General features: G+C 71.1%; 14 protein-coding genes. 7 read left to right on the forward strand and 7 right to left on the reverse strand.

The annotated features are described in order from the left end of the window. Positions 1 to 1,390: AAA family ATPase (locus KILIM_RS22880; protein ID WP_006594595.1), on the forward strand; the 1,390-nt coding region annotated here is incomplete at its 5' end. Positions 1,391 to 1,467: 77 nt separating this feature from the next. On the opposite strand, the gene KILIM_RS20115 is transcribed toward KILIM_RS22880, so the two are convergent. The 3 genes from KILIM_RS20115 to KILIM_RS20125 all read right to left on the reverse strand — a co-directional run bounded on the left by KILIM_RS20115 (position 1,468) and on the right by KILIM_RS20125 (position 4,897). Then, the gene (locus KILIM_RS20115) at positions 1,468 to 1,998 is read right to left on the reverse strand and encodes a MerR family transcriptional regulator (RefSeq protein WP_006594596.1); all 531 of its coding nucleotides are present in this window, start codon (positions 1,996 to 1,998) and stop codon (positions 1,468 to 1,470) included. Positions 1,999 to 2,086: 88 nt separating this feature from the next. Further along, positions 2,087 to 3,769 (reverse strand): alpha/beta hydrolase, encoded by a 1,683-nt coding sequence (locus KILIM_RS20120; RefSeq protein WP_006594597.1) that lies wholly within the window; start codon positions 3,767 to 3,769, stop codon positions 2,087 to 2,089. Between the two features lie 105 nt (positions 3,770 to 3,874). Further along, positions 3,875 to 4,897 (reverse strand): glutathione S-transferase family protein, encoded by a 1,023-nt coding sequence (locus tag KILIM_RS20125; protein WP_006594598.1) that lies wholly within the window; start codon positions 4,895 to 4,897, stop codon positions 3,875 to 3,877. A gap of 115 nt (positions 4,898 to 5,012) precedes the next feature. On the opposite strand from KILIM_RS20125, the gene manA reads away from it, so the two are divergent. Then, a complete protein-coding gene (manA, locus tag KILIM_RS20130) occupies positions 5,013 to 6,215 on the forward strand; it encodes a mannose-6-phosphate isomerase, class I (protein WP_006594599.1) in 1,203 nt (400 codons plus the stop codon). A gap of 91 nt (positions 6,216 to 6,306) precedes the next feature. Here the strand turns inward: manA and KILIM_RS20135 are convergent, their stop codons facing one another. Continuing rightward, positions 6,307 to 6,924, reverse strand: coding sequence for a superoxide dismutase (locus tag KILIM_RS20135; RefSeq protein WP_006594600.1), 618 nt, complete (start codon positions 6,922 to 6,924; stop codon positions 6,307 to 6,309). Between the two features lie 129 nt (positions 6,925 to 7,053). On the opposite strand from KILIM_RS20135, the gene KILIM_RS20140 reads away from it, so the two are divergent. From KILIM_RS20140 to KILIM_RS20155, 4 genes are all read left to right on the forward strand, one after another. Further along, positions 7,054 to 7,887, forward strand: coding sequence for an aldo/keto reductase (locus tag KILIM_RS20140; protein ID WP_040563959.1), 834 nt, complete (start codon positions 7,054 to 7,056; stop codon positions 7,885 to 7,887). Positions 7,888 to 8,182: 295 nt separating this feature from the next. Beyond that, on the forward strand, positions 8,183 to 9,565 hold the full coding sequence (locus tag KILIM_RS20145; RefSeq protein WP_006594602.1) for an MFS transporter: 1,383 nt from the start codon (positions 8,183 to 8,185) through the stop codon (positions 9,563 to 9,565). Positions 9,566 to 9,699: 134 nt separating this feature from the next. Further along, a complete protein-coding gene (locus tag KILIM_RS20150) occupies positions 9,700 to 10,737 on the forward strand; it encodes a DoxX family protein (protein ID WP_006594603.1) in 1,038 nt (345 codons plus the stop codon). Positions 10,738 to 10,826: 89 nt separating this feature from the next. Next, positions 10,827 to 12,278, forward strand: a complete 1,452-nt coding sequence (locus KILIM_RS20155; RefSeq protein WP_006594604.1) for an NAD-dependent succinate-semialdehyde dehydrogenase — start codon at positions 10,827 to 10,829, stop codon at positions 12,276 to 12,278. 55 nt (positions 12,279 to 12,333) lie between these two features. Here KILIM_RS20155 and KILIM_RS20160 read toward each other — a convergent pair whose 3' ends face one another. After that, a complete protein-coding gene (locus KILIM_RS20160) occupies positions 12,334 to 12,972 on the reverse strand; it encodes a pentapeptide repeat-containing protein (RefSeq protein ID WP_040563960.1) in 639 nt (212 codons plus the stop codon). A gap of 139 nt (positions 12,973 to 13,111) precedes the next feature. Between KILIM_RS20160 and KILIM_RS20165 the strand changes: the two genes are divergently transcribed. Further along, positions 13,112 to 14,620, forward strand: coding sequence for an AAA family ATPase (locus KILIM_RS20165; protein WP_006594606.1), 1,509 nt, complete (start codon positions 13,112 to 13,114; stop codon positions 14,618 to 14,620). An 82-nt stretch (positions 14,621 to 14,702) separates the two neighbouring features. On the opposite strand, the gene KILIM_RS20170 is transcribed toward KILIM_RS20165, so the two are convergent. Together KILIM_RS20170 and KILIM_RS20175 are read right to left on the reverse strand one after the other, a co-directional pair. Beyond that, a complete protein-coding gene (locus KILIM_RS20170) occupies positions 14,703 to 14,978 on the reverse strand; it encodes a hypothetical protein (RefSeq protein WP_006594607.1) in 276 nt (91 codons plus the stop codon). 194 nt (positions 14,979 to 15,172) lie between these two features. Then, a partial coding sequence (locus KILIM_RS20175) for a glycosyltransferase family 4 protein (protein ID WP_006594608.1) occupies positions 15,173 to 15,797 on the reverse strand: 625 nt, incomplete at its 5' end.

Raw genomic sequence — 15,797 nt, forward strand, 5'->3', positions numbered from 1 at the left:
CGGAGCGCCCACGGGGGGTAGGAACGCATCCGGCGATGCACCGAGCGCCCCCGCCGGCCCCGACAGCGGCCCCGCCGGCCCCGACAGCGGCCCCGATCTCGCTCCGATCGACGCGCTGCTGGCGATGCGAGAGGACCAGCTCAGCGCCACCACGGCCGCTCGTCCGGCGGATCAGCCCGGGACCGCACGGGGGGCCGCGGGACTCGAGCGCTCCGAGGCGGACTTCGTTCCGGACATCCGCTGGGCCGCCGCCGGCGATCCGAAGACCGCTGCCGTCGCACGAGTCGTGCCCGGGGTGCCCGGAGGGCCCGCAGAGCCCGGTGAGCCCGGTGGGCGCAGCTCCAAGGCGCGGGCCGACCTCTTGGCCGCCTTGTCGCGGGCCGCGCCACCACCGGCTGGGTCCGCCGGCCCGCCGCCGCGCTCGGCGGGCCCGGCGTCCGCCCCCTCGATCGAACCGCCCCTGCAACCGGTGGGTTCCGGCGCGCCCGACGCGCCCGACGCGCCCGACGCAGCGACGCGGCTGGCCTGGGACGTGGAGCCGGTCACGATGACGCTCGCCGACGTGGGCGGCATGGACATCGCCAAGGAGCGACTCGAGGCGGCCGTGCTGGCGCCGGCACGGCATCCGGAATTGCGGCGGCTCTACCGGCAGAGCCTGACCGGCGGGGTGCTGCTGTACGGCCCGCCGGGTTGCGGCAAGGCGTTTCTGGCCCGCGCCGTCGCAGGCGAGCTCGGCGCGCGTTTCGTCGGCGTGCGCCTGCGCGAGATCGTCGAGCCAGGCAGCCGCACCGACTCCGCAGACTTGGGGCGCATCTTCGAGGCGGCCCGCGCTCAGGCTCCGGTGCTGGTGCTGCTGGAGGAGGTCGACGTGCTCAGCCGGCGCCGCGACGTCAGCGAACACGCCACGCGGGCCCTCGAGCGGATCGCCGCCGAACTCGACTCCGATGCCACCGATGCCGGCGTGTACGTGCTGGCCACGACCGCGGCACCGTGGGACGTCGACCCCGCGTTGCGGCAGTCCGGCCGCCTGGGTCGCGGGCTGCTGGTCATGCCGCCCGATCAGCAGGCGCGCGAGACGATCCTGCGGCAAGAGTTGGCGCGCGTCGTCGGTACGGTCGGCGGCAGCCAGGACCTGCCGCTGCACGAGGTCGCGCTCCTGTCGCAGGGCTACTCGTGCACCGACCTGGAGTGGCTCACCACGCTCGCCGCCTCGGCCGCGGCCAAGAGTGCCGTGCCGCTGACGCAGGCGCACCTGCGCGCGATGCTGGCCCGCGTGCCCGCCTCCACCGAACCGTGGATCCAGGAGGCCGCGCGGATTGCCGCCGCGCACCCGGCGGACTCCCTGTACTCCGGCCTGCGCGAATACCTGCGCACCAGCCGCCGCCACTGACAGCGCACCCTCCCGCCGAAGGTCATACCTGCGGCGAGCTTCAGAGCGTGAGCTATGACGCTGGCCGCAGACGATGACTATCGGCTGGGCTGGGGAGGCGGCGGCGGGTGGGGTTCGAACTCGGCCTGGAGGTGGTCGCGGAACATCCCGGCGATCGCCAGGCGTCGTTCGGCGACGGCGTAGCGCACGTCGACGTCACGGCTGAGCTCCTCGAGCCGATCACGGGCGGCAGCTCGAGAGGCCGGGTCGTTCGATCCGCGGCCCGCCATCGTGTCGAGGTCGGTCAGCACCTCGCGCATTTGCTCCAGGGTGTAGCCCAGCGGCTTCATCTGCATGATGAGCAGCAGCCGCTGGACGTCGAACTCCGAGTACAGCCGAAACCCCCCGGGGGTGCGGCCCGCCGGGGTGATGAGCCCCTCATGCTCGTAATGCCGCATGCTGCGCAGGCTCAACCCGACCCGCTCGCTGACCTCGCCGATCTTCATCGTTCCCGCGCCCCCGGCCTGCGTCAGCGCGCTGGCCGGCAGCGCTCGCTCGCGCGGCAGCTGCAGCCCGGAGAGCTGCTCGGCGGCGCCGTCCCCCGAGGGGGCGGGGCAGGGGTCGGGCACGGGACTCCTTCGAAACGGCTGCGCTCTGCGCCTGTCAGGTGCCGGTCGAGCCTGGTCGCGGCCCGTCCGGCATAAGGTGAGCGTTACCTTACCTGGCGCCCGCGGAGTCGTCGCGGCCCCCGCGGCCGGACTCGGCGCTCGCTGTGAGCTTCGGGTCAACGGTCGGGTCATCGGCCGCACTTGCGGGCGAGTTGGCAGGCGTGTTGGCGGTGGCGTCGGCGGGGGAGGCGCTGCCGCGGCGCAGGGCCAGGTCGATGGCGCGGCGGGAGATCGTGCGCAGGGCGTCGTCGGCGCCGACGACCGCCGCGGCGATGGCGTGCAGGGTGGCGCTGCCCGGCTGGTAATACGACTCGTGCCCCCACACCGGGCGCAGCAACTGCTTGCCGCCGTCGGGGTAGCCGACGCGCCGCGCGAACGGCGAGAGCAGCGTGATGCCCTCGACCGCGACGACCTGCCCGCCGAACACCCCGAGCCAGGCGATGAGGTCGCCGGGCGCGACGGCCGCGTACAGGCGCCCGGGCGGAAGGCGCAGCTCCGCGGCCCGCGCGGTGAACAGGCCCGGGGCGCCCGCCACGACGGCCGCGTCGAACGCGTCGGTCTGGCGCAGCGCCAGCCCGACGACCGACGCCCCGTAGGAATGCCCGGAGGCGACCAGCCGGGTCGGTCGCGGACACAGCGCCCGCAGCCCCTGCGCGCAGCGCGCGAGCACCGGCGCCGCCTCCCGCGCATACCGCGGGTCGTTGGCCTCCCCGGGCACGAAGACGCTGACCCCGCTGTCGCCCAGCGCGCGACGCGTCGCGATGTCGTAGGGCGCGTGGTAGCCGATCCAGTCGACGACCGCCACCGTTTGTCCCGCGTGCACGCCCTGGGCCAGGCGCGCTGCCTCGGAGCGCAGTGCCGACAGCCACTGCACCTCGCGCCGCAGCCGCAGGTCGACGCTCGTCGTGGCCCCCGGCACGTGCAACACGACGATGTCGGCGGTCTGCAGGTCGCCGAGCACGACGGCCGCCTTCAGCGGATAGGCCGTGGCGTCGAGCAGGTAGAGCCACCGCTGATCCGCGCTGGCGTCGGGGTTCGGGCGGCCCGCGGTGTCCTGTGTGGAGCCATCCGGCGCGCCGGCCAAGTACTCCCGCAGCCGCAGCAGGCCCCGCAGATCGCGCTCCTCCTCCACTCGGGCGGCGTCGCGCGGCTCGTCGGGCAGCAGCACACCCGCCTCGGCGGCTGCCTCGGGTCCGCCGGTCGGCTCGGGTCCGGCGGTCAGCTCGGGTCCGGCGGGGGCTGCCAACACGGCGGTGATGGCCGTGCGCCGCTCGATCTCGGCCTCCAGTAGTTGCAGGTTGGCGGCGTGCCGCACGGGCGCGGGCAGCCCGTCGGCGCTGCCCACCCACGCGGTCTCCTCCGCCAGCACCTGCTCGCGCGACTGCGGCGGTAGCCCGGCCCACCAGTCGCGCACGACGACCGGATCGTCGCTGGCCGGGCGGGGCGGTAGCCGGGCGCCGTCGGCGTCGACATCCGGATACCGTGTGGCGGCCGCGCGCGCCTCCTCCCGCAGCGCCGTGGCCAGGCTGGCGGCGGCGTTCAGGGCGACATCACCGCGGCGGCGCCGGATTTCGTCGGTGACCGCGGCATCGAGGCGACTCCACGTGCGGTCGGCGTCGACGAGTCGCCCGTACTGCCGGTGCGCGGCTCGGGCGTCAGCGAGGGCGGCGTCCAGGGCGTCGGCGGCCGCGAGCAACGCCCGCTCCAGCGGTAGCCGCTCACTCTCCCGCAACGCCCCTCACCTCCCGTTGTTACTCAAGGGTAACCCGCGTGGTCGCGCGCTGCCAGGCAGGCTGACCGCCTCGACGCGCGGCGATAAGGGCCGCCGGGCCTCGCCTCAGATCGAGGTGGGGGCGACCTCGCCGGCTCGGACCGGAGGGGGAGCGGTGCCGTCGCCGAACGGTCGCCCGCCCAGCGCTTCGCGGCCGTGCTCGGTGAGCCAGCCCAACAGCTCGGGCCCGGCGGGCACGATGCCGCTGGGGTTCAGGTCGCGGTGCACCTCGTAGTAGTGGGCCTTGATCTGGGCGAAATCGACGGTGTCGCCGAAGCCGGGGGTCTGGAACAGGTCGCGCGCGTACCCCCACAGGGCCGCGAACTCGATGAGCTTGGCGCGATTGCACTTGAAGTGGCCGTGGTAGACGGGGTCGAAGCGCACGAGGGTGGTGAACAGTCGCACGTCGGCCTCGGTGATCGTGTCGCCGACGAGGTAGCGCTGGCCGGTCAGGCGATCCTCCAGGCGGTCCAGCGCCGAGAAGAGCCGCGCGAACGCCTCGTCGTAGGCCTGCTGGCTGCCGGCGAAACCGCACCGATACACCCCGTTGTTGACCTCGGTGTAGATGTAGCGCATCAGTTCGTCGAGTTCGCCGCGCAGGTGCTCCGGATACAGGTCGGGCGCCCCCTCGCGATGGTGCGCGCCCCACTGCGTGGAGAAGTCCAAGGTGATCTGCGCGAAGTCATTGGTGACGACCTCCCCAGAGGCGATGTCGACGATCGCCGGCACCGTGATGCCGCGCTGGTAGTCGCCGAAGCGCGCCAGGTAGGCGTCCTTGATCCGGGGGATGCCGAGCACGGGATCGGCTCCGCCGGGGTCCAGGTCGAAGGTCCACGAGTCGGCGTCGTGCACGGGTCCTGGGGTCCCCAACGAGATGGCGTCCTCCAGGCCCAGCAGGCGGCGCACGATGATCGTCCGATTGGCCCATGGGCAGGCGCGGGCCGCGACGAGCCGGTAGCGGCCCGCCGCCACCGGCCATTCGCCCTCCCCGGAGCCATCGGCTGTGATCCGGTCGGTGATATAGCGCTCGTCGCGGGTGAACGCCTTGCCCGGCACGGAGTAGACACCGCCCCTGTCGTGCTCGCTCATCGCTGCCTTTCCACCCTGTCGTCGTCGCTTATCAGTGCGCTTTTCCTGTCTCACCCTGGGCGATGACAGTGGTCAGGGCAAGCTGTGATTTGCGCGCATCGCCTACCGTGGATCTATGCACTTGCTCGAACCCGTCGTCAAACCGTACGACTGGGGGTCGAGGCACATCATCGCCGAGCTGTTGGGGGCGCCTGCGCCCTCGCCGGGTCCGCAGGCCGAGTTGTGGATGGGGGCCCACCCCGCCGGCCCGTCGATCGTCCGCAACGGGAGCGCCGCCCGCGGCCTCGACGAGATCGTTGCCGCCGACCCCGGCGCGACCCTCGGCGACGATGTCGCCGACCGATTCGAGGGCCGGCTGCCGTTCCTGCTCAAGGTGCTCGCCGCCGACAAGGCCCTGTCGATCCAGGTGCATCCCGACCGCGAGACCGCCCGCAGCGGCTTCCGCGCCCAGGGTGGCGACGCCGGCACCTACGTCGACGACTGGCCCAAACCCGAGGTGCTGTGCGCCCTCACCGAGTTCGAGGCCCTGGCGGGACTGCGCGAACCGGGGGCCGCCGCTGCCCTGCTGCGTGATCTGGGGGTGCCAGCACTCGACCCGGTCGTCGCGCGCTTGGAGCGCGGCGACGACGCGGGCCTCGTCGAGGCGCTGCGGATGGTGCTCGCGGTGGCGCCCGAACAGCGCGAGTCGCTGTTGGCGCAGGTCGTCGCGGCGTGTCGGGAGCGTGCCTGGGGGGAGGGGGATCACGCGGCCGCCTACGACGCGGTCGTGCGCATCGCCGTCGACCATCCGGGCGATCTGGGTGCTGTCGCGTCTCTGCTGCTCAACCACACGGTGCTCCAACCCGGTGAGGCGATCTTCCTGGCGGCCGGTGGGCTGCACGCCTACCTGCGGGGCGCCGGCATCGAGATCCTGGCCAACTCCGACAACGTGCTGCGCGCCGGGCTGACGAGCAAACCCATCGACATCGACGAGCTGTGCCGCGTCGTCGACCCCGGCGTCGGCGTGCCGGTGCTGCGGCCCAGCGCCGACGCCCACGGGGTCATCGCCTACGACACCGACGTGCCCGAGTTCAGCCTGCACCGCATCGAACGCTCCCGCGGGGCGCTGCCGCTGCCGGGCTTCGGCCCGCGGATCGTCTTCGTCGCCGACGGCGTCGCCCGCCTCGATCGGCCGGCTCGGGACGGTGGGCAGGCCCGCGACCTGACGATCACCCGCGGCGGGTCGGCCTTCGTCAGCGCCGCCGACGGTGCGGTGACCTGCACGATCGCCTCCGACTCTGCGCTCGTCTACGTCGCGGCGCCCGGCGCTCTGCGCTAGCCGGTCGGCGCTGGCCGGTCTGCGCTGGCCGGGACGACGAACGGGCCCGGCCGCACTGGCCGAGCCCGTTCGTGGAGCCGCGTGGCGAAACTCAGAGGTTGACGAGCTTGCTCGCCTTGGCGTTCTTCAGTCGTGCCTCGACGTCGGCCCAGTTGATGACGTTCCACCAGGCCTTGATGTAGTCGGGCTTGACGTTCTTGTACTGCAGGTAGAACGCGTGCTCCCACATGTCGAGCATGAGGATCGGGATCTGCGTGGCCGGCAGCTGTGCCTGCTGGTCGTACAGCTGGGCCAGGATGGGCCGGTTGCCGAGGGTGTCCCAGGCCAGGATCGACCAGCCGGAGCCCTGGATGCCGGCGGCGTTGGCGCTCCAGATGGCCTGGAACTTGTCGAAGCCGCCGAAGAACTCGTCGATGAGGGCGGCGGTCTCGCCGACGGGCTTGTCGCCACCGTCCGGCGACAGGTTCTGCCAGAAGATCGAGTGGTTGACGTGGCCGCCGAGGTTGAACGCGAGGTTGCGGGCGATGAGGTTGATCGACGCGACGTCGCCCGACTCGCTCGCCGCGGCGAGCTTCTCGACCGCCTGGTTCGCGCCCGCGACGTACGTCGCGTGGTGCTTGTCGTGGTGCAACTGCATGATCTCGCCGCTGATGGCCGGCTCGAGGGCCGCGTAATCGTAGGGGAGGTCGGGAAGGACGTACTCGCTCACTGCGTCACTCCTTATTACGTCGATAGGCCGTGCCCGGCCACCCTATGACGCGACCGGCCTCCTGTCATCGGCAGGTGCAGCCGGCCACCGGCGGCGAGGCGGCCTGCGGGGCGGTGTTTGACTAGGGGCATGAGCACCTCACCCACCATCACCTTCCGTGACGGCAACTCCATCCCCCAACTGGGCTACGGCGTCTGGCAGGTCGAAGACGACGTCGCCCAGCGCGTGGTCGGGCTGGCTCTGGACGCGGGTTACCGACACATCGACACCGCGGCCATCTACGGCAACGAGGCCGGCGTCGGCAGGGCACTCGCCGAGTCCGACGTGCCGCGCGAGGACATCTTCGTGACGACCAAGCTGTGGAACTCCGAACAGGGCTACGACTCGACGCTGCGCGCCTTCGACGCCTCCATGGGCAAGCTCGGCCTCGACGTGCTGGACCTGTACCTCATCCACTGGGCCATGCCGGCCAAGAACACGTTCATCGAGACCTGGAAGGCGTTCATCGAGCTGCAGCAGCAGGGGCGCATCACCTCGATCGGCGTTTCGAACTTTCCGCAGGAGCAGTTGACCCGGCTCATCGACGAGACCGGCGTCGTGCCGGTGATCCACCAGATCGAGCTCTCGCCGTACCTGACGCAGGAGCCGCTGCGGGAGCTGGACGCATCGCACGAGATCGTCACGCAGTCGTGGTCGCCTTTGGGTTCTGGCAAGGGCCTGCTGGAGGACCCGCTGCTGGTCTCGCTCGCGGCGAAGCACGACGCGACGCCGGCTCAGGTCGTGTTGGCCTGGCACCGGCAGAACGGCCTGGTCGCCATCCCCAAGTCGGTGACGCCGCAGCGCATCGTCGAGAACTTCGGCTCGCTGCTCGTCGAACTCGACGACGCCGAGTTGGCGCAGGTCAGCGGCCTGAACCGCGATGTGCGCACCGGCCCCGACCCCGCGACGGCGAACTTCGAGTAGGCCGTCGCTACGGCTCTGTGCGCCGACGCCCTTCCCTTCCCGCGCGTCGGGATGGGGAGGGCGTTCGTGCGCCCGGAACGCGCCCGGAATGCGCCCGGAATGCGCCCGGAATGCGCCCGGAAGAGGTCGGTCAGGGGTTGACAGGCCCCCAGACAGGACTACTCTCCGATTGTCGACAATCTGCACACAGGAGTCTGTGTGGCGTGGTCGACACGTGCGTGCAGTGGCCTCGCGGTGCAGCCGCGATCCCATCCAGCCCCCGGCGACCCCGCCGGCGTCGATGTGAGGAGCCCAGATGGCCGCCTACCCTGCTGACAAGACCCCCGACATCCCGGCCGACGCGGACAAAGCGACGTTGCGGCGGGCCATCGGCGCCTCGGCGATCGGCAACGCCGTCGAGTGGTTCGACTACGGCGTCTTCGCCTACGGCGCGGTGATCATCTCGCGCGTGCTCTTTCCGGAGGAGGCCACCAACGCGATCATCTTCACGCTGCTCGCGTTCGCCGTCTCCTTCGTCATGCGGCCCGTCGGCGGCATGGTCTGGGGGCCGCTCGGTGACAAGGTCGGCCGCAAGAAGGTGCTGGCCCTGACGATCATGCTCATGGCCGCCGCAACCTTCTGCATCGGCCTCATCCCCAGCTACGCGGCGATCGGTATCGCCGCCCCGGTGCTGCTCTATCTGCTGCGCATGGTTCAGGGCTTCTCGACCGGCGGCGAGTACGGCGGCGCGGCGACCTTCATGGCCGAATACGCACCCGACAAGAAGCGGGGCTTCTACGGCAGCTTCTTGGAGTTCGGCACGCTGGCCGGCTTCAACGGCGGGGCGCTGCTCATGCTGACCCTCACGTGGAATCTGTCCGAGGCGCAGATGCTCGACTGGGGTTGGCGGATCCCCTTCCTCATCGCCGGACCGCTCGGCATCGTCGGCTTGTACCTGCGCGCCAAGATGGAGGACACCCCCGTCTTCCGCGAGCTGGAGGCCATGACCGAGACCACCGACGAGCGGGTCATGGACAAGTTCAAGGACCTGTTCACCACCTACCTGCCGATCATGCTGCGTCTCGGGGCTCTCGTCATCGCGCTCAACGTCATCAATTACACGCTGTTGAGCTACATGCCGACCTACCTGCAGACGACGATCGATCTCGCTGACAGCCACGCGCTGATCATCCCGATTGTCGGTCAGTTCGCGATGATGGCGGTGCTGCCGTTCGTCGGGGCGCTCTCGGACCGCGTGGGGCGCAAGCCGCTGTGGATCGGGTCGCTCGTGGCGTTCATCGTCCTGGCCGTGCCGATGTACCACTTCATGGCGCAGGGCTTCGTGCAGGCCATGATCGCCTTCACGATCCTGGGTCTGCTCTACACGCCGCAGCTGGCGACGATTTCGGCCACTTTCCCGGCGATGTTCCCCGCGCATGTGCGCTATGCCGGATTGGCGATGGGCTACAACATCTCCACGTCACTCTTTGGTGGCACGGCGCCGCTGGTCAACGAGGGACTCATCGACGCCACCGGCAACACGATGTGGCCGGCGTACTACATGGTCGGAGCGTGTGTGGTCGGCCTCATCGGAGCCGTCACGATGATCGAGACCAAGGGCGTGTCCGTGCGCGGGACCCAGATCCCCGGCACCGGACCCATCCCGATCATCTCCGGCGCCGACGCGGAACGTCGCTGACTGGTCGGGCGGCACTCGACGTGCCGGGCGGATCTTTGGGAGGGGGTCGGGTCATCCACTCGGCGGAGGGGATCGACGCGATCTCGGTCGTTCGGGTGATGCCCGCTGCGGCCCGCATCTCGTAAAGATGTGACATGAGGATCGACTCGACCACGAATCCCGACCCGCGAAGCGTCGCGCAGCGGCCCATCGTCACGATCGGGTGGATGGCGCACTGGGTGCTGCGGATGGCGCTCATCGGAATGCTGATCGTGTACGGCTGGACGAAGGTCTTTCTCGTTCAGATGGGCGTCGCGGACTACTCCAGCGCGCTCGTGCGCTACGGCGAGATGAGCCCGATGGGGCTGCTGTGGCGGTTCATGGAGTACTCGGAGCCGGTGCAGATCGCGGCGGGCGCGGCAGAGGTGCTCGCGTGCCTGCTCCTCGTGTGGCGGCGCACCGCGTGGCTCGGGGCCCTGCTCGGCGCCGCGGACATGGCGGTCGTCTTCGCGCTCAACCTGTTCTTCGACGTGCCGGTCAAGCAGCTCGCCCTCGCGCTCTTCGTCGGCTTCCTCCTGCTGCTCATCCCCGACGTGCCGCGACTCGTGCGTATCGTCGCGGGTCGCGCGGCCCCGGCGGCGCCGCTGCCGCGGGCGATCCCGTGGCCCCGCATCCATCGGGTGACCCGCATTCTCGGGCCGGTCCTCGGGCTCGCTCTCGTGCTGGGCTCCGGCGCGGCGATCTACCAGTCGCTCGGCATCCCGGCGCGCGAGCCGACCCCGGTGTCGGGGGTGTACCGCGTGACGCAGGACGCGCGACCTCCGGCGCGGCAGCTCGCGGTGGATCCGCGCTGGTCGCAGGTCGCCTTCGGCTCGCTGGCGCGTGAGCAGGGCTCGCCGATGTCGGTGCGCACGGCCGACGGCGGGCTGCGCTACGGCTGGTACCGGCTGACGCCCTCCGCGCCGGACGGCTCACGGGGCACCATCGAGGCCGACCTCGGGCCGCGGATGGGCGGGCCGGCGAACCCGGGAACGTCCGGCACGCAGGTGCAGCTCACCTACGAGCGCGGTGCCGACGGCACGCTGCGCCTCTCGGGGGCGGGCGAGCAACTCGTGCTCAGCCCGGACGCGGAGGCTCGCTTCCTCTTCGATCGCGGCTACTCGTGGGAGCCGCGACAACCGGTCAACCGGTAGGGCAATGCCCGAGGGGGTGCGCCGGTCAGGCAGCGGTCTGGCAGGATCGGCCAAGGGTGACACAAGCACTGACAACGTCTGGAGTGAGCATGAGCAAGGCAGTGGTCGACGCGGTGAGCAAGCAGCTCTTCATCGACGGGCAGTGGGTCGATGCGCAGGACGGGGCGACCTTCGACGTGCTCAATCCCGCGACGGGTGAGGTGCTGTGTGCGGTGTCCGACGCCTCCCCGGCCGACGCCCGCCGCGCCCTCGACGCGGCCGTGGCGGCGCAGGCCGACTTCGCCAAGACGAGCCCGCGCGAGCGCGCCGACATCCTCACCCGCGCGTTCGAGCTGCTCATCGAGCGCCAGGACTCCCTCGCCGAGTTGATGACCCTGGAGATGGGCAAGCCGCTGGCCGAGGCCAAGGGCGAGATCGTCTACGCCGCCGAGTTCTTCCGGCACTTCGCCGCGGAGGCCCTGCGCATCGAGGGCGGCTTCATGACGTCGCCGGCGGGCAACGCGCGCTTCCTCGTGACCAAGCAGCCCGTCGGGCCGTGCATCCTCATCACGCCGTGGAACTTCCCCATGGCGATGGGCACCCGCAAGCTCGGCCCGGCGATCGCGGCGGGCTGCACCAGCGTCATCAAGCCGGCGCAGCAGACGCCGCTGTCGATGCTCGCGCTGGTCGAGATCCTCGTCGAGGCGGGGCTGCCGGCGGGAGTCGCCAACCTGGTCACCTCGACGCACTCGGGGGAGACGATGGAGCCGCTGATCCGCTCCGGGCTCGCCCGCAAGCTGTCGTTCACGGGCTCGACGAAGGTCGGCAAAATCCTGCTGGAGCAGTGCGCCGACAAGGTGCTGCGCACGTCGATGGAGCTCGGCGGCAACGCGCCCTTCGTCGTCTTCGAGGACGCCGACCTCGACGAGGCGGTCGCGGGCGCCATGGCCGCGAAGATGCGCAACATGGGCGAGGCGTGCACGGCGGCCAACCGCATCTACGTGCACGAGTCGGTCATCGAGGAGTTCGGGCGCAAGCTCGCGGAGCAGATGGGCGCCCTCACCGTCGGCGACGGCCTCGACCCGGCGACCAAGGTCGGCCCGCTCATCGACGAGGCCGCGCAGGCCAAGGTCACCGAGCTCGTCGACGACGCCGTGGACAAGGGTGCGACGGTGCTCACCGGCGGTTCAGCCCCCGACGAGGCCGGCTACTTCTTCACCCCGACGGTGCTCACCGGCGTCAGCCCGGAGGCGAAGATGGCCCGCGAGGAGATCTTCGGCCCGGTCGCACCGCTCACGCCGTTCAGCACCGAGGCCGAGGCGATCGAGAAGGCCAACGACACCGAGTTCGGCCTCGTCGCCTACGTCTTCACCAACGACCTGCGTCGCGCCCTGCGCGTCGCCGAGGCCATCGAGTCCGGCATGGTCGGCCTCAACCAGGGCGTCGTCTCCAACCCGGCCGCCCCCTTCGGCGGCGTCAAGGAGTCCGGCCTGGGCCGCGAAGGCGGCAGCATCGGCATCGACGAGTTCCTCGAGGTCAAGTACGTCGGCATCCAGATGTAGTCGACCGGCCGTCGCTCGGCGGGCGGGCGTTCGGCGGACGGGCGTTCGGCGGGGGTCACTCGATGGTGAGGCCGAGCACCTCGAGGAGACGGGCGCCCTCGCCCGCGTCGACGCGCAGGCCGCGGACGCGGTTGTCGCGTACGTCGAAGGCGTAGCCGTTGGCGTCGATGAGGGAGGCGTCCCGCAAGTCGGTGTTCGAGAAGGTCGCGCCGCGCAGGTCTGAGCCCGCGAAGCTCGCTGCGGTGAGCACGGCGTTCGTGAAGTCCGTCTCGCGCAAGTCGCAGTCTCGCCACGTCGCTGCGGGCAGCGCGACACCTGCGAAGGCGGCGAATTGGAGGCGACACTCCTCGAAGCGGATCGGTTCGACCGCCACGGGAGAGACCCCGAGCGAGGCGAAGTTGATCGCGAGCATCTTGCAGTGCTCGAAGACGCCGCCAATGAGGCGGCTGTCGGTCAGGGTGAGCATCGACAGGTCGCAGCCGCTGAAGCGGCAGTCGGTGAACGTGCACCGCACGAACCGGGCTTGGGCCAACCGGCAAGCCTCGAACGTGCAGCCCTCGAACTCGACTCCGGTCACCGTCGCCCCCTCCGGCAACTCGCCCTCGAGAGTCTCCTCGACGAGGTAGTCGCGGTCTGCCAGCAGCGTCAGCAAGTTGGGTAGCGGGGTGGGCTCCGGGTCCGGACGATCGCTCACACCGCACACGCTAGTCGGCCCCCGGCCGGCGACTGCGGACCGGGCGCCCGGGCTGCGGGCCGTGAGACGGCCTGGGCGCGTCGACGACGCGGCCAGAAATGCCAGCGACGAGTTGCCAACATCCACTTACAGTGGGCCCATGAATCAGCCCCAGGGTGGCGGGGACCCCGCCCTGCAGGATTTTTTCGCCGACTTTCGCAAGGTCGTCGAGTACGCCCATCAGTCGACGCAGGTCGGCACCGGCAAGCCGTTCGCGGAGGCCCTGTCGGAGCATCTGGGCGCGCCCGCCGGCGAGCACGCGGTGGTGACCGAGAACGTGCGCAACCATCGGTTCGCCGACTGGGACATCGCGATGGCCATGCTCGCGCAGCGCGATCCCGACGCGGGTGAGCTCGGCATCGGCGGCGGCGACATGCGCTACCACCAGACGCTGGCGGACTTCATCGCAGGCACCCACGGCACCTTTCCGGTGGCCCGGGTCGACTACGTGTCGGTGCCGGTCGGCCCGGAGGAGTATCGCCAGGCCATCGGTTTCGGCATGCGGCTGTTTCGGTACGAGGGCACGCCGGTGGGCGTTTTCCAGCGCTCCGGCAACCCCCGGTACGGGCAGGATCGCGCCAGCATCGAGGTCGTCTGCGCCGACGGTGCGGTGGCGACCAAGCTGCTGAACGAGGCGCGCGAGCTCTCGATCGAGCACAGCGCGTTGCGCGGGCAGGTCATCGCGTTCGAGAGCAGCGGCTACGGCGCGGAGGCCGAGGGCATCACGTTCGTGCCCCGACCCAACGTCACGGCTACGGAGGTGATCCTGCCGCCGGTCGCCCTGGAGCGGATCGTCGGTCACGTCAACGGCGTCGCCGAGCACGCCGACATGCTGCGCCGCTACGGCCAGCACCTCAAGCGAGGCCTGCTGCTCTACGGCCCGCCGGGCACCGGCAAGACGCACACCGTGCGGCACCTCATCAGTCGCTGTGAGCAACACACCGTGGTGCTCTTGGCCGGCGAGACCCTGGCGTACGTGTCGATGGCGGCGAAACTCGCGCGCGCCCTCTCACCGGCGATCGTCGTGCTCGAGGACTGCGACCTCGTCGCCGAGGACCGGGGGATGTCGCCGACCGGCCGGCCGCTGCTGTTCGAGGTGCTCGACGCGATGGACGGCCTGGACGCCGACGCCGATGTCACCTTTCTGCTGACCACCAACCGGGTCCGCACCCTCGAGCGGGCCCTCGTGCAACGCCCGGGACGGGTCGACCTGGCGGTCGAGGTGCCGCTACCCGACCTGGAGGGTCGCCGCCGACTTCTCGAGCTCTACCGGGCCAACGTCGAGTACAGCCCCGCGGCGCTCGAAGACGCGGCGGTGCGCACCGAGGGCATGACGGCGTCGTTCACCAAGGAGCTCATGCGCCGCGCGGCGCTCGCGGCCGCGCTCGATGGTGTGGAGCCCGACGACAAGCATCTGCGCATTGCTCTGGACGCCCTGCTGTCGCACGCCGAGGCCCTGACCCGCGCCCTGTTGGGCGAAGGGCGCGACGGCAGCGAAGACGGCGACCCGTGGGGCGGCGACGACCCGGACGACCCGACGGGCTTCGGGATGGATCCCACCGGCGGGTACTCCAGCGTCATTGTCGCCGAGGGCGAGCAGTCACCCTGATCGGCAGACGCCCCCAGACAGGCAGACGCCCTGATCGATGCGGCGAGGGGCCGTATCGATCAGGGCGTTGCGAGTAGGGCGGTTACCAGCGGGAGACGCGGGTGCGTTCGGCGCAGCCGATGCCGATGAGCGAGATCGTGGCGGCGACGGCGGCGAGGATCGCGAAGGCGTGCGCCGCCCCATCCGCTCCGACGAGAATGATGCCCGGCAAGGCGACGAGGTAGAGCAGCACGGCTACGGGGACCAGCAGCCGCCGGACCTGCTGCAGCCGCGATCTGCGCGCCGGCGGCCCTGCGAGCGCCCGAGCCGCAGGGCGCACGTGCTGCCGGGCGCAGTGTGTGCTGAGAGTGATGGCCATCGGGCACCTCCGATCAGGGCTCGCTCCTTTACGCGCCGTTACCCCATTCTGTCAAGTTCGATCGGGTGGTGTCGGCTCAATATGAGACGCGGGCCGAAGTGGTGCCTAAGGTCCCGAAGCTGTCGGCGACGGTGGCGAGCCGGTGGCGACGGCCCTCTTGTGGGCAGATCGGACCAGGTCGCGAGGGTGTGGTCTCAGCGGGAGCGGGCGCCGACGACCAGCCGCGAAAGGTACTCCCGCGCGTAGGGACCCGGCCGGGGGACCGCGCGCCGGGCCGCCACCGCCATCTGGGCGGCCAGCCTCGGGTCGGCGGCGACGATCTCGATGGTGCGGGCCAGGTCGGCCGCATCGTCATGGGCGTAGACGAGGCCCGTTTCACGGTGGCGCACGAGCTCCTGCGAGCCGCCGCTGTCGGGGACGACGACCACGACGCCCCGGTCCTGGGCTTCCAGCACCGTGCGGCCCATCGGTTCGCGCGGATTGCCGACGACGAGCACGTCGAGATCGGCCAGGGCCGACTCCTGCTCGACACGCCCCTCGTCGACGAACCGGTCGCCGAGCACCTGCGCGCCGTGAGCCAGCACCCGCGACGCTAGATCGCCGGAAAAGCCGTCTCCGCCGCCACGCACGACGAGCTGGGCCGGGCAGCGCACCTGACTCAGTGCGTCGATGATCAGCTCGTGCCGCTTCTCCGGGGTGATGCGGCCGATGACGCCGACGCGCAGCGGGCGCTCGCGGTCGCCTGGCACCCGCGCGGAGATGGGGGCCGGGGCCGCGGGGCCGCGCGGCGGGCTGGCGGGGGAGCGCGCGGTCGTCGGC

Origin of the sequence: Kineosphaera limosa NBRC 100340, assembly GCF_000298215.1 — a bacterium.
Lineage (GTDB): Bacteria > Actinomycetota > Actinomycetes > Actinomycetales > Dermatophilaceae > Kineosphaera > Kineosphaera limosa.

Bases quoted from the DNA above. Each gene is read 5' to 3' on its own strand.
- KILIM_RS20140 (WP_040563959.1), top strand. From the start codon at position 7,054: ATGAGCACCTCACCCACCATCACCTTCCGTGACGGCAACTCCATCCCC.
- manA (WP_006594599.1), top strand. From the start codon at position 5,013: ATGCACTTGCTCGAACCCGTCGTCAAACCGTACGACTGGGGGTCGAGG.
- KILIM_RS20165 (WP_006594606.1), top strand. From the start codon at position 13,112: ATGAATCAGCCCCAGGGTGGCGGGGACCCCGCCCTGCAGGATTTTTTC.
- KILIM_RS20150 (WP_006594603.1), top strand. From the start codon at position 9,700: ATGAGGATCGACTCGACCACGAATCCCGACCCGCGAAGCGTCGCGCAG.
- KILIM_RS20145 (WP_006594602.1), top strand. From the start codon at position 8,183: ATGGCCGCCTACCCTGCTGACAAGACCCCCGACATCCCGGCCGACGCG.
- KILIM_RS20125 (WP_006594598.1), bottom strand. From the start codon at position 4,897: ATGAGCGAGCACGACAGGGGCGGTGTCTACTCCGTGCCGGGCAAGGCG.
- KILIM_RS20170 (WP_006594607.1), bottom strand. From the start codon at position 14,978: ATGGCCATCACTCTCAGCACACACTGCGCCCGGCAGCACGTGCGCCCT.
- KILIM_RS20155 (WP_006594604.1), top strand. From the start codon at position 10,827: ATGAGCAAGGCAGTGGTCGACGCGGTGAGCAAGCAGCTCTTCATCGAC.